The sequence below is a fragment of the Streptomyces tuirus genome (genome assembly GCF_014701095.1).
Lineage (GTDB): Bacteria > Actinomycetota > Actinomycetes > Streptomycetales > Streptomycetaceae > Streptomyces > Streptomyces tuirus.
On sequence record NZ_AP023439.1, the window covers coordinates 4745726 to 4765990 of the forward strand.

The following is a 20265-nucleotide window of genomic DNA, read 5'->3' on the forward strand; positions in this document are numbered from 1 at the left end:
AGTTGCTCACGCGACCGGCTCAGGGGGGCCGTACGGCTTCTGGAACCCTCGGAAGGAAGCCAAGCCATGGCCATGGACGCCATCTCCGTCATCCGCACCAAGCGGGACCGCGGTGAGCTCAGCGACGCGCAGATCGACTGGGTCATCGACGCGTACACCCGCGGGGAGGTCGCCGACGAGCAGATGTCCGCCCTCGCCATGGCGATCCTGCTGAACGGCATGAACCGCCGCGAGATCGCCCGCTGGACGGCCGCGATGATCGCCTCCGGCGAGCGCATGGACTTCTCGTCCCTGTCCCGCCCGACCGCCGACAAGCACTCCACGGGCGGCGTCGGCGACAAGATCACACTGCCGCTGGCCCCCCTGGTCGCCGCCTGCGGCGCGGCCGTCCCGCAGCTGTCCGGCCGCGGCCTCGGCCACACCGGTGGCACCCTCGACAAGCTGGAGTCCATCCCCGGCTGGCGCGCGCTGCTGTCCAACGAGGAGATGCTGAACGTCCTCGACACCACCGGCGCGGTCATCTGCGCGGCGGGCGACGGCCTGGCCCCCGCCGACAAGAAGCTCTACGCCCTGCGGGACGTCACCGGCACCGTCGAGGCGATCCCGCTGATCGCCTCCTCGATCATGTCCAAGAAGATCGCCGAGGGCACCGGCTCGCTGGTCCTGGACGTGAAGGTCGGCACCGGCGCCTTCATGAAGACCATCGAGGACGCCCGAGAGCTGGCCTCCACGATGGTCGGCCTCGGCACGGACCACGGCGTGAAGACGGTCGCGCTGCTGACGGACATGTCCACCCCGCTGGGTCTGACGGCCGGCAACGCCCTGGAGGTCCGCGAGTCGGTCGAGGTCCTGGCGGGCGGCGGCCCGGCGGACGTGGTCGAGCTGACGGTGGCCCTGGCCCGCGAAATGCTGGACGCCGCGGGCATCAAGGACGCCGACCCGGCGAAGGCCCTGGCCGACGGCTCGGCGATGGACGTCTGGCGGCGCATGATCGCGGCCCAGGGCGGCGACCCGGACGCGACGCTTCCGGTGGCCCGTGAGCAGCACGTGATCAAGGCCCCGGCCTCGGGTGTGCTGACCCGTCTCGACGCCTACGACATCGGCGTCGCGGCCTGGCGCCTCGGCGCGGGCCGTGCCCGCAAGGAGGACCCGGTGCAGGCGGGCGCCGGCGTCGAGATGCACGCCAAGCCGGGCGACACGGTGACGGAGGGCCAGCCCCTCCTGACCCTCCACACCGACACCCCCGAGCGCTTCGAGTACGCCCTCCAGTCGATCGAGGGCTCCTACGACGTCGCGGCGCCCGGGACGGACTTCGCGGCGTCCCCGGTCGTGCTGGAACGTATCGCCTGACCAGGCGGTTTCCCTTTCGGGTGAACGGGACCGGTGGACCCCCGCCGGTCCCGTTCGGCATGCTGGGATCGGTGACGCACCGAAGGAGACCGCCATGAGCGCACTCACCGTGAGCCAGGACCCCGACCAGAACTGGGACGACCTCGTCCGGTTCTGGGAAGAGATGGAATGGCCCGAGGGCAGCAAGGTGGAGATCATCGAGGGGATCATCACCGTGTCACCTGCTCCCGCTTACCGCCACAACGTGATCGCGGCCCGCATCCAGCGTCGCCTCTACTCCGTGATCCCCGAGGACTGGGAAATCTTCCAGACACTGGCGCTCGCCGTGCCGTCACGTCTCGGCATGCTCATCCCGGATCTCGTGGTGGCCCCCGTATGGGAGGACGCTGACACGGACACCCACATCCCGGCCGCTCTCGCCGAACTCGTCGTCGAGGTCACGTCCAAGTCCAACGCTCGCCACGACCGCGTCAGCAAGCCTGCTGCCTACGCCACTGCCGGTATTCCGCTCTACCTCCTCGTAGACCGCTGGGCCGCCGACGGCCCCACCGTGACGCTCTACGGCGAGCCCAAGGGCGATGTTTACCGCCCTCTGAGCACCGCGAAGTTCGGCGAGCCGATCAAGCTGCCGGCTCCTTTCGACCTTGTCATCGACACCGGCGAGTTCCCGGAGAACTGAGTCACCCCAGCACCGCAGCCACGACCACCAGCACCGGCACCGCCAGCACCGTCGACAGCAGGATCGCCTCCCTCGCCAGTACCTCGCCCACCCGGTAGCTGCTCGCGTACGTGAAGAGGTTCTGCGCCGCCGGCAGCGCGGACGTCACCACCACGTCGAGCAGCAAGGCGCCGCGCAGGCCGAAGACGCCCGCCGCCAGGGCCCAGGCGACCAGCGGCTGGAACACTGACTTCAGGGCCACGGCGAGGAGCACCGGGGCCCGTTCCGCACCGCGCAGCGGGAGCGTGCTGCCGCGCAGGGAGATGCCGAAGGCCAGCAGGACCGCCGGGACCGACATGTTCCCGATCAGGGTCAGGGGGTCCAGCAGAGGGCCCGGCACCGTGAGGCCCGACGCCGAGACCGCCACCCCGGCCAGCGAGCCCAGGGCTATCGGATTGCGCAACGGCGTCAGCAGCCGCTGCCACAGGGGCCGCTTCTCCCCGCCGCTCGCCAGGTCCAGGACCGTCAGCGCCACCGGTGTGACACCGACCAGCTGGAACAGCAGCACCGGCGCGACCAGGGACGCGTCGCCCAGCACGTACACGGCGATCGGAATGCCCAGGTTCCCGGAGTTGACGTAGCTGGAGCACAGCGCGCCGATCGTCGTCCGGCCCACTCCCCACCCTCGCGCCGCACCCACCGCCACGAAGACACCCGCCGCCGCTGCCGTGCTCATCGCCGTGACCAGCAGCCGGTCGGAGAAGATCACCGACAGGTCGGCCTGCGCGAGGGTCGTGAACAGCAGCGCCGGGGACGCCACATGGAAGGCGAGCCTGGTGAGGACCTCGCGGCCGCCGTCGCCCAGATACCCCCGGCGGCCGATCAGATAGCCGACCCCGATGACGACCGCGATGACCGCGAACCCGCTCAGCACCCCCTGCACGGCGCCTCCTCACCGGCGAAGCGGGCATCGGGCAGCGCGGCAGGGGGAGATGGTTGGGGCATACAGTCAACCCTCCGGGGAAGGCACTGCCCAGGTCAATGTGATCCTCGCGGCGGCACCCGGCCGGCACCGCGCGCGCCGGGACCGACGGCCGCGATGAGTTACGGCCGCCCGCCCGGTCTACCGGTCGTGGACGCCATGACACCGCCCGTGCTCGTACTGCCCGGCCCCGTCACCCGGGACGAGGTGAGAGGGCTCAGCGACGAGGTGCGGGCACTGCTGCACGGCAGCGGTGCCCGGGTCGTGGTGTGCGACGTCGGGGGTCTGGGGCCCCCGGGCCTGGCCGCCGTCGACCTCCTGGCGAGGCTCCAGCTGGCCGCCCGCCGGGCCGGGGGACGGATACGGCTGCGCGACCCCGACCCGGCCCTACGCGCCCTGCTCGACCTGGTCGGTCTCCGCTTCGAGGTGGAGGGGGAGGCCGAAGAGCGGGAACCACCGCTGTGTGTCGAGGAAGCAGTGGAACCCGGTGATGCGGCCGTCTGAGATCTCCAGCACCTGGACCGCCCACGGTGTGAAGCCGCCCTTGTCCGGGTCCGGCTTGTACTGGGCGAACCCCGGCAGGCCGTTGACCTGGACGGGCACCAGCTTCGAGCCCGCGCAGGGCGCGCCGAGGGTGGTCATGAAGCCGGTGATGTCCCGCGTGCCGGTCAGCCAGAGGTCGAACGGCGGCATCGTCATGACCGCGTCCTCGTGCAGCAGGGCCGTCAGGGCCGTCATGTCGTAGCCCTCGAAGGCCGCCACGTAGCGGTCCAGCAGCTTCTGCTGGTCCTCGTCCAGCGGGTCGGAGACGGCCGCTTCGGCGCCCGGCTCCTGCCGCTCGGCCAGGGTGGCGCGGGCCCGCTGGAGGGCGCTGTTCACCGACGCCACCGAGGTGTCCAGCAGCTCGGCGACCTCGCTGGCCTTCCAGGCCAGGACCTCGCGCAGGATCAGCACCGCCCGCTGCTTGGCCGGGAGCTGCTGGAGGGCGGCCATGAAGGCCAGCCGCACGGACTCCTTGGCGACCGCCGCCTCCGCCGGGTCGTGGGTCGTGGGCAGCACACGGGCGTCCGGCATGGGCTCCAGCCAGGTGTTGTCCGGTCGGGGGGAGAGGGCTGCCTGGGCGAGCGGGGTGGACTCGGTCAGGTCCATGGGACGGGCGCGCTTGTTGCCCGCGGTCAGCATGTCCAGGCACACGTTGGTCGCGATCCGGTAGAGCCAGGAGCGCAGGCTGGAGCGGCCCTCGAACTTGTCGTAGCTGCGCCAGGCACGGACCATCGTGTCCTGCACCGCGTCCTCCGCCTCGAAGGAGGAGCCGAGCATCCGGTAGCAGTACCCCGTCAGCTCGGTTCGGTATGCCTCCAGCCTGGTGTCCAGGTCCGTCGGTGTCGCCATGCCGTTCGCCATCTCCACCCACCCCTGTGGAAGTTCTGTTCACGCGCCATTGCGCTCAGCACTTCGGAAGCTACCGCAGCCCACTGACAACGGCCCCCCGAGCGAACAAAAGCGCAGGTAGAAGGGCATGATCCAGAACGGGGAATCCCCCTGCCGGGGCCGGTGGCCGGTGGGTGCGGACGGTATCCGCACCCACAGACCACCGACCCCGGACAGGGGGAGTGGCGCCGAGTCTCAGGCGGCCGTGGCCAGGTGCCGGCGCTGCAGCCGGGCCGCCCGGGTCCCGAAGACGGTGATCGTCACGACCCCCAGGACCGCGAGGAGTCCGACCCCGACCGTCCCGGCCCAGCCGCCCGCGTGGAACGCGATCGCGCCGACCGTGCTGCCCGCGCTGGAGCCGATGTAGTACGCCGACTGGTACAGCGCCGAGGCCTGGGCCCTGCCGTGCGTGGCCGTCTTGCTGACCGCCGAGGAGGCGACCGCGTGGCCCGCGAAGAAGCCCGCCGTGATGAGCACCAGACCCAGCAGCACCAGCGGGAGGGAGCCGGCCAGGGACAGCAGCAGGCCCGCCGCCGTCGTACCGCCGCCCGTGTACAGCGCGCCCCGGCGGCCCAGCCGGCCGACCAGCCGGCCCGCCGTGGACGCCGACACCGTACCGACCAGGTACACCAGGAAGATCGAGCCGATGACGCCCTGCGGCAGCGAGAACGGGGCCTCGGTCAGGCGGTAGCCGATCACCGTGTACACCCCGCCGAACACCGTCATGAACAGCGCGCCGATCGCGTACAGCCGGCACAGCAGCGGGTTGGACAGGTGGTCGCGGACCGTCCGGGCCAGCACCCGCGGCCGCAGCGAACCGGCCCTGAAGTGCTTCGGGGCGGGAAGCAACAGCCGGAAGGCCACCGCACACGCCACCGCGATCACCCCGATGACGCCGACGGCCACGCGCCAGCCCCACTCCTGGGCGACCCAGCCGGTGATGATCCGGCCGCTCATCCCGCCCACGCTGTTGCCCGCGACGAACAGGCCGATCGCGGTGACCAGCGCCTTGGGACTGACCTCCTCCGCGAGGTACGCGGTCGCCGACGCGGGCAGCCCCGCCAGGGCGGCGCCCTGAAGAGCCCGCAGGGCGATCAGCACACCGAGGGACGGGGCGAGGGGCGCCAGCAGCCCGAGCGTGACGGCCACGGCCAGTGACGCGGTCATGACCGCCCGGCGTCCGAAGCGCTCCGACAGGGCGCTCATCGGCAGCACGAACAGCGCCAGCCCGCCCGTCGCGGCGGCCACCGTCCAGCTCGCGTCGCTCGCCGCCACCCCGAACTCGCCGGAGATCAGCGGGAGCAGGGCCTGGGTGGAGTACAGCAGCGCGAAGGTCGCGACGCCCGCGAGGAAGAGGGCGAAGCTCATCCGGCGATAGCCGGGTCCGCCCGGGGAGACGCGGGAGTCGGCAGCGGGGACAGGGACATCGGCGCCCACGACGGTGGACGCCCCGGTACTGGCGGGAGACATGCCTCGAACGTACGAACAGCGCACTCATCCGTCCAATGCATGGAACAGCCATAATCGTTCCCATGGTGCATCAACCGAGTTCACGGGCCCGCCTGTCACCAAGCAGTGACACAGAAGACATGGCGGAGATGTCGAAGGTGCTGGCGCCGCGCCTCGCGTACTTCGCGGGCGTCGCCCGCACCGAGCACGTCACCCGGGCCGCCCAGGAGATGAACGTCCCCCAGTCGACCCTGTCCCGTTCCATGGCCCGCCTGGAGCAGGACCTGGGCGTCGATCTGTTCGCCCGGCACGGCCGCACGGTCTCCCTCACCCCGGCAGGACGCACCTTCCTCGCCTCCGTGGAGCGCGCCCTGGCCGAGATCGAGCGCGCCGCCGAGGAGGTGCGCGCCGACACCGACCCGACCACCGGCAAGGTCGCCTTCGGCTTCCTGCACACCATGGGCGCCGAGACCGTCCCGGGCCTGCTGCACGCCTTCCGCGCCGACCACCCGCGCGTCCGCTTCAGCCTCGTCCAGAACTACGGCGAGGCCATGCTGGAAGGCCTTCGCGCGGGCGAACTCGACCTGTGCCTGACGTCGCCGGTGCCGGACGCCCCCGACCTCGTCGCCCGCCGCCTGGACGAGCAGAAGCTGCGCCTGGTCGTCCCCGCCGACCACTCCCTGGCCGGCCGCCGCCGCATCCGCCTCGCCGAGGCGGCCGACGAAACCTTCGTCACCCTGGAGCCCGGCTACGGCCTGCGCCGCATCACCGACGACCTGTGCAAGGAGGCCGGCTTCAAGCCCCGCATCGCCTTCGAGGGAGAGGAGGCGGAAACGCTGAGGGGTCTGGTGGCCGCGGGCCTCGGCGTGGCCCTCCTGCCCCCACCGGCCGTCCCCCGCCCGGGCGTTGTGGAACTGACGGTCACGGCACCGAGAGCCGTCCGCGAGATCGGCGTGGCCTGGCTGGAAGGCCACCCGGACACACCCCCGGTAGCAGCCTTCAAGAGGTTCCTGCTCTCAAGAAGAGGCAGTCTCTTGCCCACCTGAAAGGGGCGCGGGGAACGGCGCGAGCAACCCACCACGAACCCGCACCCCGAAAACTACGGGCACCTCACATGGCGCTACCGCCTCGAAGGACTGAACCCCGCGGCGAGCGGCATCCGCAACCCCAACGGCGGCGGCGCCGCGAACGCGTCCCGCACAGGCCGCGACACCGCCCGCCCGAACAACGCACCCATCACGAAGTCCTCGGAAAGAGCCAGCACTTCGTCCCGGTACTGATGCAACCCGTGCCCGTCCGCGTGCACTTCGAACCGGCACACGTCCCGGTTCGCCTTCTTCGCCCGCGCCGCCAGCCGGAACGACAGCTCCGGATCCGTCCGCCCGTCGTTCGTGCCGTGCACGATCAGCACCTGGCGCCCGACCAGCTGTTTCACCGGTTCGGGTGGCGCCGCGACGTCCTCCTCCGGCAGCCAAGGGGCGAGCGCCAGGACGGAGTTGACGGCCTCGTGGCCACCCGCCCGCAAGCCCGCCCGGCCGCCCATCCCGACCCCGACGAGGCAGACCGGGACGTCGCCGTAGCGCCGTACGATCTCGTCGGCCGCCCAGGTCGCGTCCTGCGCGAGACTGGCCTCGCTGCCGTTCCATCCCCGGCAGCGGTAGTGCACGACGTGCGCGGCGAGACCCTCGTCCCGGCCCGCGCGGGCCAGCCTGCGCCCGACGCCGCGCATGGAGGCGGTCGCCAGCAGGGGCGAGGGCCTGCGGCCGGATACCTCGTCGCCGCCGGGGAGCAGCAGCACCGCGCCGCTCACCGCCGTCGGCTCCGGACCGAGTGCCCGGCCCAGCCGGGGCCTGCGAACCGGCGTCGCTTGGTGTGCCATGACAGAACAGTGTCAGAAGCGCGGGTGTACACGACCCGTCCTCGGGATCACCGTTACGTATCGACGAAAACGCGAGGCATCCGGGAACGCGCCATCTACGCGCGTAGGAGTTAGAGTGCGGAAATGACGAGCCAGACCATCGCGAACACCCCGACACCGGACCAGATCCGCCGGGCGCCCAAGGTTCTGCTGCACGACCACCTCGACGGCGGTCTGCGCCCCGGCACGATCGTCGAACTCGCCCGCGAGAACGGCTACACCCACCTCCCCGAGACCGACCCCGAGAAGCTCGGCGTCTGGTTCCGCGAGGCCGCCGACTCCGGTTCCCTGGAACGGTACTTGGAGACGTTCTCCCACACCGTCGGCGTCATGCAGACCCGTGACGCCCTGGTCCGGGTCGCCGCCGAGTGCGCCGAGGACCTGGCCGCGGACGGCGTCGTCTACGCCGAGGTGCGCTACGCACCCGAACAGCACCTGGAGGGCGGCCTCGGCCTCGAAGAGGTCGTCGAGGCCGTCAACGAGGGCTTCCGGGAAGGGGAGCGGCGCGCGCGGGAGAACGGGCAGCGCATCCGCGTCGGCGCGCTGCTCACCGCCATGCGGCACGCGGCCCGCGCCCTGGAGATCGCCGAACTCGCCAACCGTTACCGGGATCTGGGCGTCGTCGGCTTCGACATCGCGGGCGCCGAGGCCGGCTACCCGCCCACCCGGCACCTCGACGCCTTCGAGTACCTCAAGCGCGAGAACAACCACTTCACCATCCACGCCGGCGAGGCCTTCGGGCTGCCCTCCATCTGGCAGGCCCTCCAGTGGTGCGGCGCCGACCGGCTCGGGCACGGTGTGCGGATCATCGACGACATCCAGGTCCACGAGGACGGCCGGGTCGAACTCGGGCGGCTCGCGTCCTACGTACGGGACAAGCGCATCCCGCTGGAGCTGTGCCCGAGCTCCAACCTCCAGACCGGAGCGGCCGCCTCGTACGCCGAGCACCCGATCGGGCTGCTGCGCCGTCTGCATTTCCGCGCCACGGTCAATACGGATAATCGTCTTATGTCGCACACCAGCATGAGCCGGGAATTCGAGCACCTCGTCGAGGCATTCGGATACACGCTCGACGACATGCAGTGGTTCTCTGTCAATGCGATGAAATCAGCGTTCATTCCTTTCGATGAACGACTGGCCATGATCAATGACGTCGTCAAGCCCGGATATGCCGAGCTGAAATCCGAATGGCTGTTCCGTCAGACCGCCTCCACCAGCGGTTCTGTCGACTCGGAGGGCTGAATAGGAGATATTCGGCGCACAGTGGCTGCGAGCGGTGTTCACAATCCGTCCGCATTTCGATGTTTGCGGCGGGTGGCACGGGGTGTTTACGGTCGTTGCACCGCTCACCCACCCAGTCATCTTACGAGGACGCATTCCATGAAGCAGTCTGCTGCCAAGTCCCTCGGTGTCGCCGCTCTCGGTGCCGCCTTCGCCGCCGCCGGCGCCGGCGCCGCCAACGCCGCCCCGGCCCTCCCGGACACCGCCCAGACGCTGGAGACCGTCACCGCGGCGCTCCCGGCGGAGCAGCTCTCCCAGACGCTCCCGGGCTCGGGCGAGGCGCTGGGCCAGGGACAGACGGCGGCCGGCGCCGGTCTGGCCGCCGCCCAGCCGGTCGCCGAGCAGATCCTCGCCAACGGCCCCACGGGCCCGGCCGCCAAGCTGCTGGGCGGGCTCCCGGTCCAGGGCCTGCCCACGCACGGCCTGCCGGTGAACGGCGTGCCGGTCGGCTGACCCCGCCGCCGAGGTGAACACATGCCGATGGGGCGCACCCGCACGGGGTGCGCCCCATCGGCGATTCCGCAGAACGCGTCACCAGGCCGTCTGGGTCTTGCCGTCGACCTTGTCCTCCGAGGGGAGCACGATCCACAGTGCGATGTACAGCAGGAACTGCGGGCCGGGCAGCAGGCACGAGATCAGGAAGATCACCCGCATCGTCGTCGCGGAGGTGCCGAAGCGCCGTGCCAGCGCGGCGCACACTCCGCCGATCATGCGGCCGTGGGTGGGGCGGGCGAGGCGGGACATGTGCGACTCCTTCGTGAGCGTGTGTGAGGCCTCCCGTCCGAGTACCCCATCTGCACTCCACGCTACGGAGACGAAGGGGGCAAAGCGTCGCTCCACGGGGCGATCCCGACCCTGGGAATCGTCGGGGTCCGACCCTGAGCCGGCTCCTGAGGGGCCAGGGGCGTGCGGAGCGGGCGGGCGGTGATACGACGGCGCAGCCAGGAGCGGCCCGCCGGCACCAGCGCGAGATGCGCGAGGGCCACGCCCAGGGTGTTCAGGAACAGTGAGTCGACGTCGGCGACCTGACCGGGCACGCCCGTCTGCAACAGCTCGATGCCCCAGGAGAGCAGGGCGCCGGCCGCGACGGTGCGCAGCAGGGACGCCAGCGGCGAGACGACCAGCCTGCCGCCGGCCAACGGCAGCAGCACACCCAGCGGGGCGAGCAGGGCCAGCCCCTCACCGATCCGCCGGGCCGCCTCCGGCCAGCCCAGGGCGACATCGGCCCGGATACCGGCGAACGGCCGCAGATTGGCGGGCATCACCCAGGGCACGTCCAGCGGCCGCAGCGTGAACCAGGCGACGAACGCGAGGTGGGCGACGAGGAGGACACCCCCTGTCACACGGATGCGGAACGCGGCGCTGCCGCCGATGGAGCCTTGACGCTGCACGACCCCCAAGACGCCGCCTCCGGCAGGATCGGTTCCGGGATGGGCCCCGGCAGACCTGTGAGGCATGCGCCACAGCCCGGGCGGATCACTCCCCGGCCGCGTCCCTCGACGGCGGCTCCGTGCTGCCCGGCCGGGCCCGCACCTCGTCGGTGCACTCGTAGCGGCGCGGTGCCTCGGCGCCCGGACCGCCCAGGACCACCGAGCCGTCCCCCTCGGCCGCCGCCGAGTCGGAGAACGTACAGACGACCTGCGCCAGGGCGTACGAGGTGAGGCCGGCCGGTGCCGTGCTCAGTCGCAGCGTGTCGTCCGGGTCGCCGGGGCGCGGACCGCCGACGGTGATGCCGCCGCGCACGTCCGTGCTGTAGCCGGCTTCCTTCTCCGCGGCCGACGTCGGCGTGGCGAGCTGGTCCAGCAGGCCCTGTGCGACCAGGATGCGCCGCTCGGAGTCGGCCGCGCCGTCCGGGACCCGCACGGTCCGGTCGACGGTCACCAGCGACGACCCGCACAGCAGGAACACCTGCACCGGCAGCCCGCGGGCGGCCTGCGTGGAGATGTCCGGCTCGGCGAGCGAGCACTGCACCCGCGAGGGCGCCGGCCCGAAGTTCGTCGGCACCTCCGTGGCCCGGATCCCGCAGCCGGCCAGCAGCACGGCGAGCGCCGGAACGGCCAGCAGCCGGGACACGGCCGCGCGATGTGCGGTCCTCATGCGTCCCCCTTCGTGTCCTCGCTCTGGGGCCGGTCGGTGTCGCTCCCGGGCGTCAGCCCGTCCTCGGCGGGCTGCTCCTCCGCGGGGGACGTGCCACGCGGCAGCCGCAGCGTGAACACCGCACCCGAATCCGGCGAGTTGGCCGCGGTGATCTCACCGCCGTGGATATGGGCGTTCTCCAGCGCGATGGACAGTCCCAGGCCGCTGCCCTCGGAACGCGGCCGGGAGGCGCTGGCCTTGTAGAAGCGGTCGAAGACATGCGGCAGGACGTCCTCCGGGATGCCGGGACCGTGGTCCTGCACCTCGATGACGATCGAATCGTCCGCCTCCCGTACGGACACCCGCACCGGGGAGCCGCCGTGCTTGAGCGCGTTGCCGATGAGGTTGGCCAGGATGACGTCCAGGCGCCGCGGATCCAGCCGGGCGTGCAGGCCGCGCTCGGCGTCCAGCTCGACCGCGTCCAGCCAGGCACGGGCGTCGATGCAGGCGGTGATCTGGTCGGCGAGGTCGACGTCGTCCAGGACGAGCCGGGCGGTACCCGCGTCAAAACGCGTGACCTCCATCAGGTTCTCGACCAGGTCGTTCAGCCGCCGCGTCTCGCTGACCACCAGCCGGACGGCGGGCTCGATCATCGGGTCCATGCTGCCCGTCTCCGCCTCCAGCTCCTCCTCGAGCACCTCCGTCACGGCGGTGATCGCGGTGAGCGGCGTCCGCAGCTCGTGGCTCATGTCCGCCACGAACCGCCGGGACGCCTCGTCGCGGGCGGCCATGTCGGCGACCCGCTTCTCCAGCGCCTCGGCCGCGTTGTTGAACGTCCGCGACAGATCGGCGAGTTCATCGGTCCCGGACACCCGAAGCCGGGTGTCCAGCTTGCCCTCGCCGAGCCGCCGCGCGGCCGCCCCGAGCCGCTGCACCGGCTTCAGCACGGTCGTCGCCGCGGCCTGCGCGAGCAGCGCCGAGCCGATCAGAGCGAGCCCCGTGGCGATGCCCAGCGACCAGGCCAGCGAGTTGAGGTCCTTGGCCTCCGGCTCCAGCGACTTGAGCATGTAGCCGGTCGGGCCGCCGCCGATCACCCGCGTACCGGCCACCAGGTACGGGGTGTCGTGGTCGACTATTCGCTGCCAGTACAGGTGGTACGGGTGCTTGTTGGCCTCGTCGACCTTCTGCGTCCGGTTCACCGCCGTGCGCAGCGACTTCGGCACGTCCTGCAGCGAGAAGCCGCTCAGCCCGCCGGAGCTGCCGTAGACGGTCCGGCCCTCGGCGTCGCGGCCGACCAGCAGCACGCTGAAGCGCTGGTCGCTGCCCGCCATCTGGCCCGCGGTGTGCTGCAGTTCGTCCTGCGTCGGACGCTCCGGCAGCGCGCCCGCCCGGTTCTGCATCTCCTGCTCGAAGTCACGCAGCACGGCGTCCTGGGTGCGGGTGAGCACGGCCTCGCGGTTGAGCCAGTACGCGATTCCCGACGCGGACACGGCGGCCGTCAGGGCCACCAGGCCGAAGACGACCACCAGCCGCAGCCGCAGACTGGTGAAGCGCAGCCGCGACAGAGCTCCCTTGCGCGCCCCGGTCCAGCCGTGGGCCCCCCCTTGGTGCGCCTGGGTCACTGAGGCGCGTCCAGCCGGTAGCCGACACCCCGCACGGTACGGATCAGCGTCGGGGACGACGGCACGTCCTCGACCTTGGCGCGCAGCCGCTGGACACACGCGTCCACGAGCCGCGAGTCGCCCAGGTAGTCGTGCTCCCACACCAGCCGCAGCAACTGCTGCCGGGACAGCGCCTGGCCCGGCCGCCGGCTCAGCTCCAGCAGCAGCCGCAGCTCGGTCGGCGTGAGCTGGAGGTCCTCGCCGTTCTTCGTCACGGTCATCGCCGAGCGGTCGATGACGAGGCTGCCGAAGCTCGCCGCGTCGTTCGACTCCCGCTCGCCGCGCCGCAGCACGGCCCGGATCCGGGCGTCGAGCACCCGGCCCTGGACCGGTTTGACGACGTAGTCGTCGGCGCCGGACTCCAGCCCGACCACCACGTCGATGTCATCGCTGCGCGCGGTCAGCAGGATGATCGGCAACTGGTCCGTGCGCCGGATGCGCCGGCACACCTCGAACCCGTCGATGCCGGGCAGCATCACGTCCAGCACGATCAGATCCGGCCGCTGCTCGCGAAGGAGCTTCAGACCGTCCTCACCGCTGGCAGCGGTCGCCACGCGGTGGCCCTGGCGCGTCAGTGAGAGCTCCAGGGCCGTCCGGATGGCGTCGTCGTCCTCGATCAGCAACAGGGAAGGCACGCGCTCATTCTGGCCCATGGAGGGGTCGGGGTTCGACCGGTGGGGCCCACTCGGTGCGGCCGGTACCGCCGACGCGTGTGCGGGAGCTGTGGCGGACCTGTGGCCGGCCCCTGTGACAGGTCTGTGACAGTCGGCGGACACGGCCATGAAAGTGCCGCGGCAAGCTTTTCGGCACAGGCAGGAAAGCCCGCCCCAACCGGCGGGCCGCACAACGGAAGTCCACGACGGGGGGCGCGAGATGAACACGCTGCACGGCATCAGCACCAGCGCGGTTGTCACGCGTCTGCACGACGTGCACAGGGTTTCCGAGAAGTCCGGTGCGGATGGGGGTACGTCCCTGCTCGAGCGCAGCCGAGAGCTCGGGGGAGGGCGGGGGTGCGCTCGCGGCACTGGGCGTCAGCACACCGCGTTCATGACGGTGGTTGACGCACCCACGGGGGAGATCAACAAGGGGTCCGCGGCGGCAGCCGCCACGGGCACCGTCGGGGGAGCAGCGTACCGGGAGGGCTCGGGGGAGCGCCGTTCGCTGACGGAGACCGTAGACGCCGAAGCGGCGTTTACCGCCTACGTCCAGGAGCGCCGCGCCTCCCTGTACGCGACCGCCTACCACCTCACCGGTGACCGCTTCGAGGCCGAGGACCTGCTGCAGAGCGCGCTGTTCTCGACCTACCGGGCGTGGGACCGGATCAGTGACAAGGCCGCAGTCGGCGGGTACCTCCGCCGCACCATGACCAACCTGCACATCAGCGCCTGGCGGCGCCGCAAGCTCAACGAGTACCCGACCGAGGAACTGCCGGAGACGCCCGGCGACACGGACGCGATGCGCGGCACCGAGCTGCGCGCGGTCCTGTGGCAGGCGCTGGCCCGGCTGCCCGAACTCCAGCGCACCATGCTGGTCCTGCGCTACTACGAGGGCCGCACGGACCCGGAGATCGCGGAGATCCTCGACATCAGTGTCGGCACGGTGAAGTCCAGCATCTGGCGGTCGCTCCGCCGGCTGCGCGAGGACGAGGTCCTCAGCTTCGGCCGTGACGAGGAGGACGCCTTCGGCGAGCTTGTGGCCTGAAGGTCGGGGGGAAGCACCACAAAGGGGGCCCCACGGGGGAACTGCGGGACGCTGGGGGGCGTCCTGGCAGGAGAGTGGGGGACTGCGGGGACGCTGGGGGGTGTCTCCGCAGGAAGAGCGGGGGACTCGGGGGAGGACCACGGGGGAGCACAGGAGCGGGACTGGAGGGCCGGGGGGTCCGTCCAGTCCCGCTTTCCTCTGTGCCCCGGCCGTGCCCCGGCCGGCTAGGCCGCCGTACGCAGGCTCGCGCACCGGCCGGCCGCAGCTGCCGCCAGGCGGCCCATCGCCTCGTCGCGGTCGCAGGCGTACGCGCCCAGCGCCGTCTGGCGGGCGACGATCGTGCGCTCCTGCCGCATCAGGCGCCAGCCGCGGCGCAGCAGGAACGGCACCGACTTGCGGCCCTCCCTCAGATCCCGCAGGAACCGTCGGCGGAAGGTCCTCACCGGGCCGCGACTCAGGCACAGCGCGTCGGCGAGGACACCGAGTTCGCGGCAGCGCGTGACGATCTCCGCGGCGAAGACGCCTTCCGCGATGAACAGCGGGGACCGCCCGATGTCGACCGTCTCCACGCCGGTGCGGGCGCTGAGGGAGATGTCGTAGAGGGGAACGTCCGTACGGCCCGTGCGGCACAGCCTGGCGATCGCGGCGACGGCGGTGTCCGCGTCCCACGAGTCGGGGTGGTCCCAGTCGATGTCGGAGCTCTCCGCCACGAGCGGCAGCGTCGGGTCGCCGGCCTCCTTGTAGAAGTCGTCGAGCCGGAGCACCGGGAGACCGGAGCGGGCCGCGAGGAGGGACTTGCCGGAGCCGGAAGGGCCGCAGAGCAGCACGACTCGCGTCGATATGGGCAGAGGAGAACTCACGGGACACCAGTGTGAGGCATCCACCGGGGGCCGTACGACCCCGCGGGTCGTCTTTGATGCGCGCGTCACACCTCAACTACCCTCGGTCCCGACACGATTACCCAGTGCAGCAGAAGGTGGCAGTCAATGGCCCGACACGACTCTCCCAAGAAGCCGGCCGCCCAGCGTGCCCTGGCCGTCCTCGCGACCGCGGGCGTGGCGCTGGGGGCGGGCACCGCGTCGGCCGCGGCGGACACCGAGTCGCTGCTGGGCGTGGTGAACTCCCGCCCCACCTCCCTCGGCAAGATCGACCCCCAGTCCGGCCTCCAGGCCGCGACCGGCACCCTCGGCTACGTCACCGGCCCGGTCGCCGGCCTCAAGCCCAACCCGCTCGCCGGCACCGGAGTCGACCCGCTCGACAACGGCGTCGGCACCGGCCTCGCCGACTTCAAGCCGATGACGTCCCAAGCACTGACGGGTCCGGTGGCGCAGGCGCAGTCGATCGGGAGCATCCCGGTGGTGGGGCAGGCGGCCGGGCTGCTGTCGCAGCAGTAGGCGCACGCGGAGAAGCCCCGGTCCTCCCGGACGGAGGAGGGCCGGGGCTTCGGCTGTGGGGGGCTAGCTAGTACGAGGAACCCGACGCGCCCAGTGACCCCGTGGGGTGCCAGACCGTCTTCGTCTCCAGGAACGCCGTCATGCGGTCGATGCCGGGGGTCTCCGCGTAATCCACAGGCTGTGGACGGAGAACCCGCTTGAGGTTGTCGGCCGCGGCGATCTCCAGTTCCTTCGCGAGAACCTCGTCGGCCCCCGCCAGGTCGATCGCGTTGACGTCCTGGTGGGCGGCCAGCGGGGCCGCGATCTCGGCCGTACGGCCCGACAGGACGTTGACGACGCCGCCGGGCAGGTCCGAGGTGGCCAGGACCTCGGCCAGGGACAGGGCGGGCAGCGGGGCGTTCTCGCTCGCCACCACGATCGCCGTGTTGCCCGTCGCGATCACCGGGGCGAGCACCGAGACCAGGCCCAGGAACGACGACTCCTGCGGCGCCAGGACGGCGACCACGCCGGTCGGTTCGGGGGAGGACAGGTTGAAGAACGGGCCCGCGACCGGGTTGCCGCCGCCGACCACCTGGGCGATCTTGTCCGTCCACCCCGCGTACCAGACCCAGCGGTCGATCGTGGCGTCCACGACCGCGGCCGCCTTGGACTTCGACAGGCCCTCGGCGTCGGCCACCTCACGGGTGAACTGGTCGCGGCGGCCCTCCAGCATCTCGGCGACACGGTAGAGGACCTGACCGCGGTTGTACGCCGTGGCGCCCGACCAGCCGCCGAACGCCTTGCGCGCCGCCACGACCGCGTCACGGGCGTCCTTGCGGGACGACAGGGGCGCGTTCGCCAGCCACTTGCCCTTCGAGTCGCTCACCTCGTACACCCGGCCGCTCTCGGAACGCGGGAACTTCCCGCCGACGTACAGCTTGTAGGTCTTGAAGACAGACAGACGCTGCTGCTCGGACTTCTCAGACATCGAGGTACGCCTCCAGGCCGTGACGGCCGCCCTCGCGGCCGAAGCCCGACTCCTTGTAACCGCCGAACGGCGACGTCGGGTCGAACTTGTTGAACGTGTTGGACCAGACGACACCCGCGCGGAGCTTGTTCGCGACCGCCAGGATGCGGGAGCCCTTCTCCGTCCAGATACCGGCGGACAGGCCGTACGGCGTGTTGTTGGCCTTCGCGACCGCCTCGTCCGGAGTGCGGAAGGTCAGCACCGACAGCACCGGGCCGAAGATCTCGTCGCGGGCGATCCGGTGCGCCTGGGTGACGTTCGTGAACAGCGTCGGGGCGAACCAGTAGCCGCTCTCCGGCAGCTCGCACGCCGGCGACCAGCGCTCGGCGCCCTCCGCCTCACCCTGCTCGACGAGCGAGGTGATGCGGGTGAGCTGCTCCTCGGAGTTGATCGCGCCGATGTCCGTGTTCTTGTCCAGCGGGTCGCCGAGGCGCAGCGTGGACAGACGGCGCTTCAGGGACTCCAGGAGCTCCTCCTGGATCGACTCCTGCACCAGCAGGCGGCTGCCCGCGCAGCAGACCTGGCCCTGGTTGAAGAAGATGCCGTTGACGATGCCCTCGACGGCCTGGTCGATCGGGGCGTCGTCGAAGACGATGTTCGCGCCCTTGCCGCCCAGTTCCAGCGTGACCTTCTTCTTGGTTCCGGCGACCGTGCGGGCGATCTCCTTGCCGACGGCCGTGGAGCCGGTGAAGGCGACCTTGTTCACGTCGGGGTGGGCGATCAGCGCCGCGCCGGCGTCGCCGTAGCCCGGGAGGATGTTGACGACGCCCTTGGGCAGGCCCGCCTGGCGGCAGATGTCCGCGAAGAACAGCGCCGAGAGGGGGGTGGTCTCGGCCGGCTTCAGGACGACCGTGTTGCCGGTCGCGAGGGCCGGGGCGATCTTCCACGCCAGCATCAGCAGGGGGAAGTTCCAGGGGATGACCTGGCCCGCCACGCCCAGCGGCCTCGGGTTCGCCCCGTAGCCCGCGTGGTCGAGCTTGTCGGCCCAGCCCGCGTAGTAGAAGAAGTGCGCGGCGACCAGGGGCAGGTCGGCGTCGCGCGTCTCCTTGATCGGCTTGCCGTTGTCGAGGGTCTCCAGGACGGCGAGCTCGCGGGAGCGCTCCTGGATGATGCGGGCGATGCGGAAGAGGTACTTCGCGCGCTCCGCGCCCGGGAGCGCCGACCACTTCTCGAAGGCCCGGCGCGCGGCCTTCACCGCGCGGTCGACGTCCTCGGAACCGGCCTGCGCGATCTCGGAGAGGACCTCCTCGGTGGACGGGGAGACGGTCTTGAAGACCTTGCCGTCCGCCGCCTCGACGAACTCGCCGTCGATGAACAGGCCGTACGAGGGCGCGATGTCGGCGATCGCGCGCGACTCGGGGGCCGGGGCGTATTCGAATACCGAAGACACGTTTTCCATGGTCATGGGGTCTCAGTCCACCGTCACGTAGTCGGGGCCGGAGTAGCGGCCGGTGGCCAGCTTCTGGCGCTGCATCAGCAGGTCGTTCAGCAGCGACGAGGCGCCGAAGCGGAACCAGTGGTTGTCCAGCCAGTCCTCGCCCGCGGTCTCGTTGACCAGCACGAGGAACTTGATGGCGTCCTTGGAGGTGCGGATTCCGCCGGCCGGCTTCACACCGACCTGGATGCCGGTCTGGGCGCGGAAGTCGCGGACGGCCTCCAGCATGAGGAGGGTGTTCGCCGGGGTGGCGTTCACCGCGACCTTGCCGGTGGAGGTCTTGATGAAGTCCGCGCCCGCCAGCATCCCGAGCCAGCTCGCGCGGCGGATGTTGTCGTACGTCGAGAGCTCGCCCGTCTCGAAGATGACCTTCAGGCGCGCGGAGGTCCCGCAGGCCTCCTTCACGGCGGTGATCTCGTCGTACACCTTCAAGTATCGACCCGAGAGGAACGCCCCGCGGTCGATGACCATGTCGATCTCGTCGGCACCGGCGGCGACGGCGTCTCGCACGTCGGCCAGCTTGACGTCGAGCGCGGCGCGGCCGGCCGGGAACGCCGTGGCCACCGAGGCGACCTTCACGCCGGAGCCGGCGACGGCCTCCTTGGCCACGGCCACCATGTCGGGGTAGACGCAGACCGCCGCGGTGGCGGGCGTCGTACGGTCCGTCGGGTCGGGCTTGACCGCCTTCGCGCCGAGCGCCCGGACCTTGCCCGGGGTGTCCGCGCCTTCCAGCGTCGTCAGGTCGACCATCGAGATCGCGAGATCGATGGCGTACGCCTTCGCGGTCGTCTTGATCGAACGGGTGCCGAGGGAGGCCGCACGGCCCTCGAGCCCGACCGCGTCGACGCCGGGGAGCCCGTGGAGGAAGCGGCGCAGCGCGCTGTCGGACGAGGCGACGTCCTTGAGGGGGTGAGCTGCGGTGAGTGCAGAACTGGGCATGGTCACCAGACGAGCATATCTACGCGCGTAGCGGCTGTACAGCCCCCGGTTCTCTTCAACGGGGTTCCGAGCGGCTCGAGGGGGTGCCTGGGGGCGGGGGTGGTCTTCGGGGTGGGGCGGAGGGTCGGGGTGGCCTTGGGGAGGGGGCGGAGGGCTGGGTCGGAGGGCTGGGGTGGCCTTGGGGAGAGGGCAGGGGGCTGGGTCGGAGGGGGCGGAGGTACGGGGCGGGGCGGGTCCGGCAGAATCGAGACATGACGAGCCCCGAACCCCAGTCCCCGGCGCCGCAGCCTTCGGAGCCCGAGTCCAAGGACCGGGTCCACCGGTCGGCCCCGGCCATCGCCGGTGGCGTGCTGCTGCTCGCCATCACCGGGTGGCTCGGAATCGACGCGATCGTCTCGGGGGAGGGGCGCACACCGTGGCTGGCGCTCGCCGTACTGCTCCTCGTCGTACCGCTCGTCATCGCCTTCACGCTCCGGCCCGCCGTGTACGCCGGCGACGACCGGTTGCGGATCCGCAACCCCTTCCGCATCGTCGTCGTGCCCTGGGGGCAGGTCGCGTCGCTGCGCTCCGCCTACTCGAACGAGGTCCTCACCGAGTCCGGTGCGAAGTACCAGCTGTGGGCCGTACCCGTGTCGCTGCGCGCCCGCAAGAAGGCCGCGCGGCGGGAGATGCGGGCGACGGCGCAGGCGCGGCGGGAGATGGGGCGGGACGAGGGCCGTGGCAGCGCACTCGGGATGCGGGCCGGTCTGGACGGGGGCCTCGGCGGTGGCCTCGGCAGGGGCTCCGTCTCCGAGGGGCCCGCGCGGGCCGAGACCGACCGGATCATGGACGATCTGCGCGGGCTGCACGAGGCGCGGCACGACGTGGAGTCGGCGCGGGGTGAGGTCACCGTGCGGTGGGCCTACGAGGTGCTGGCGCCGGCGCTGGCGGGGGCGGTGCTGTTGCTGATCCTCGTGGTGATGGGCTGACGGTTCGGCGGCCGGT

22 protein-coding genes are annotated in these 20265 nt (G+C 71.4%); 9 read left to right on the forward strand and 13 right to left on the reverse strand.

The window, feature by feature from the left end:
- Positions 1 to 72: 72 nt before the first annotated feature.
- Together IGS69_RS21955 and IGS69_RS21960 are read left to right on the forward strand one after the other, a co-directional pair.
- The gene (locus IGS69_RS21955; RefSeq protein ID WP_190904595.1) at positions 73 to 1350 is read left to right on the forward strand and encodes a thymidine phosphorylase; all 1278 of its coding nucleotides are present in this window, start codon (positions 73 to 75) and stop codon (positions 1348 to 1350) included.
- Between the two features lie 94 nt (positions 1351 to 1444).
- The gene (locus tag IGS69_RS21960) at positions 1445 to 2029 is read left to right on the forward strand and encodes a Uma2 family endonuclease (RefSeq protein ID WP_190902246.1); all 585 of its coding nucleotides are present in this window, start codon (positions 1445 to 1447) and stop codon (positions 2027 to 2029) included.
- Between the two features lies 1 nt (position 2030).
- Here the strand turns inward: IGS69_RS21960 and IGS69_RS21965 are convergent, their stop codons facing one another.
- Positions 2031 to 2951 carry an AEC family transporter gene (locus tag IGS69_RS21965; protein WP_190902247.1) on the reverse strand — a complete coding sequence of 307 codons (921 nt, stop codon included), beginning with the start codon at positions 2949 to 2951 and terminating at the stop codon, positions 2031 to 2033.
- Positions 2952 to 3107: 156 nt separating this feature from the next.
- Between IGS69_RS21965 and IGS69_RS21970 the strand changes: the two genes are divergently transcribed.
- Positions 3108 to 3494 (forward strand): STAS domain-containing protein, encoded by a 387-nt coding sequence (locus IGS69_RS21970; protein WP_190902248.1) that lies wholly within the window; start codon positions 3108 to 3110, stop codon positions 3492 to 3494.
- On the opposite strand, the gene IGS69_RS21975 is transcribed toward IGS69_RS21970, so the two are convergent.
- Positions 3378 to 4394: a sigma-70 family RNA polymerase sigma factor gene (locus tag IGS69_RS21975; protein WP_190902249.1), complete on the reverse strand. Its 1017-nt coding sequence runs from the start codon at positions 4392 to 4394 to the stop codon at positions 3378 to 3380. The two genes, IGS69_RS21970 and IGS69_RS21975, sit on opposite strands and share 117 nt — an antisense overlap.
- A 222-nt stretch (positions 4395 to 4616) precedes the next feature.
- Entirely contained in the window at positions 4617 to 5891 is a 1275-nt protein-coding gene (locus IGS69_RS21980; RefSeq protein ID WP_190902250.1) for an MFS transporter, read from the reverse strand.
- A gap of 62 nt (positions 5892 to 5953) precedes the next feature.
- On the opposite strand from IGS69_RS21980, the gene IGS69_RS21985 reads away from it, so the two are divergent.
- Complete coding sequence (locus tag IGS69_RS21985) at positions 5954 to 6916, forward strand: LysR family transcriptional regulator (protein ID WP_190902251.1); 963 nt, start codon at positions 5954 to 5956, stop codon at positions 6914 to 6916.
- A gap of 74 nt (positions 6917 to 6990) precedes the next feature.
- On the opposite strand, the gene IGS69_RS21990 is transcribed toward IGS69_RS21985, so the two are convergent.
- Positions 6991 to 7749: an alpha/beta hydrolase family protein gene (locus IGS69_RS21990; protein ID WP_190902252.1), complete on the reverse strand. Its 759-nt coding sequence runs from the start codon at positions 7747 to 7749 to the stop codon at positions 6991 to 6993.
- A 123-nt stretch (positions 7750 to 7872) separates the two neighbouring features.
- Here IGS69_RS21990 and IGS69_RS21995 point away from each other — a divergent pair, with 123 nt between their 5' ends.
- Both IGS69_RS21995 and IGS69_RS22000 read left to right on the forward strand, forming a co-directional pair.
- Positions 7873 to 9030, forward strand: a complete 1158-nt coding sequence (locus IGS69_RS21995; RefSeq protein WP_190902253.1) for an adenosine deaminase — start codon at positions 7873 to 7875, stop codon at positions 9028 to 9030.
- Positions 9031 to 9168: 138 nt separating this feature from the next.
- Positions 9169 to 9522 carry an ATP-binding protein gene (locus IGS69_RS22000; RefSeq protein ID WP_190902254.1) on the forward strand — a complete coding sequence of 118 codons (354 nt, stop codon included), beginning with the start codon at positions 9169 to 9171 and terminating at the stop codon, positions 9520 to 9522.
- A 78-nt stretch (positions 9523 to 9600) separates the two neighbouring features.
- Here the strand turns inward: IGS69_RS22000 and IGS69_RS22005 are convergent, their stop codons facing one another.
- The 5 genes from IGS69_RS22005 to afsQ1 all read right to left on the reverse strand — a co-directional run bounded on the left by IGS69_RS22005 (position 9601) and on the right by afsQ1 (position 13441).
- Complete coding sequence (locus IGS69_RS22005) at positions 9601 to 9813, reverse strand: PspC domain-containing protein (RefSeq protein WP_190902255.1); 213 nt, start codon at positions 9811 to 9813, stop codon at positions 9601 to 9603.
- Positions 9814 to 9875: 62 nt separating this feature from the next.
- Positions 9876 to 10460 carry a VanZ family protein gene (locus tag IGS69_RS22010; RefSeq protein WP_190902256.1) on the reverse strand — a complete coding sequence of 195 codons (585 nt, stop codon included), beginning with the start codon at positions 10458 to 10460 and terminating at the stop codon, positions 9876 to 9878.
- 85 nt (positions 10461 to 10545) lie between these two features.
- Positions 10546 to 11166, reverse strand: coding sequence for a hypothetical protein (locus IGS69_RS22015; protein WP_190902257.1), 621 nt, complete (start codon positions 11164 to 11166; stop codon positions 10546 to 10548).
- A complete protein-coding gene (locus IGS69_RS22020) occupies positions 11163 to 12767 on the reverse strand; it encodes a sensor histidine kinase (protein ID WP_190902258.1) in 1605 nt (534 codons plus the stop codon). The genes IGS69_RS22015 and IGS69_RS22020 overlap by 4 nt, the downstream gene beginning before the upstream one ends.
- Positions 12764 to 13441 carry a two-component system response regulator AfsQ1 gene (afsQ1, locus tag IGS69_RS22025; RefSeq protein WP_053675520.1) on the reverse strand — a complete coding sequence of 226 codons (678 nt, stop codon included), beginning with the start codon at positions 13439 to 13441 and terminating at the stop codon, positions 12764 to 12766. The genes IGS69_RS22020 and afsQ1 overlap by 4 nt, the downstream gene beginning before the upstream one ends.
- A 238-nt stretch (positions 13442 to 13679) precedes the next feature.
- On the opposite strand from afsQ1, the gene IGS69_RS22030 reads away from it, so the two are divergent.
- Positions 13680 to 14507: a SigE family RNA polymerase sigma factor gene (locus IGS69_RS22030; protein WP_190902259.1), complete on the forward strand. Its 828-nt coding sequence runs from the start codon at positions 13680 to 13682 to the stop codon at positions 14505 to 14507.
- A 224-nt stretch (positions 14508 to 14731) separates the two neighbouring features.
- Here the strand turns inward: IGS69_RS22030 and IGS69_RS22035 are convergent, their stop codons facing one another.
- Complete coding sequence (locus tag IGS69_RS22035; protein WP_190902260.1) at positions 14732 to 15436, reverse strand: uridine kinase family protein; 705 nt, start codon at positions 15434 to 15436, stop codon at positions 14732 to 14734.
- A 57-nt stretch (positions 15437 to 15493) separates the two neighbouring features.
- Here IGS69_RS22035 and IGS69_RS22040 point away from each other — a divergent pair, with 57 nt between their 5' ends.
- Positions 15494 to 15901, forward strand: a complete 408-nt coding sequence (locus IGS69_RS22040) for a hypothetical protein (RefSeq protein ID WP_190902261.1) — start codon at positions 15494 to 15496, stop codon at positions 15899 to 15901.
- Positions 15902 to 15968: 67 nt separating this feature from the next.
- On the opposite strand, the gene IGS69_RS22045 is transcribed toward IGS69_RS22040, so the two are convergent.
- From IGS69_RS22045 to deoC, 3 genes are read right to left on the reverse strand one after another with little or no spacing between them, the layout of a single operon-like run.
- Entirely contained in the window at positions 15969 to 16868 is a 900-nt protein-coding gene (locus IGS69_RS22045; RefSeq protein ID WP_190902262.1) for an aldehyde dehydrogenase family protein, read from the reverse strand.
- Positions 16861 to 18297 (reverse strand): aldehyde dehydrogenase family protein, encoded by a 1437-nt coding sequence (locus IGS69_RS22050; RefSeq protein ID WP_190902263.1) that lies wholly within the window; start codon positions 18295 to 18297, stop codon positions 16861 to 16863. The genes IGS69_RS22045 and IGS69_RS22050 overlap by 8 nt, the downstream gene beginning before the upstream one ends.
- Positions 18298 to 18318: 21 nt before the next feature.
- Positions 18319 to 19281 carry a deoxyribose-phosphate aldolase gene (deoC, locus tag IGS69_RS22055; RefSeq protein WP_190902264.1) on the reverse strand — a complete coding sequence of 321 codons (963 nt, stop codon included), beginning with the start codon at positions 19279 to 19281 and terminating at the stop codon, positions 18319 to 18321.
- Between the two features lie 251 nt (positions 19282 to 19532).
- Between deoC and IGS69_RS22060 the strand changes: the two genes are divergently transcribed.
- On the forward strand, positions 19533 to 20249 hold the full coding sequence (locus IGS69_RS22060) for a PH domain-containing protein (RefSeq protein WP_190902265.1): 717 nt from the start codon (positions 19533 to 19535) through the stop codon (positions 20247 to 20249).
- Positions 20250 to 20265 lie beyond the last annotated feature (16 nt).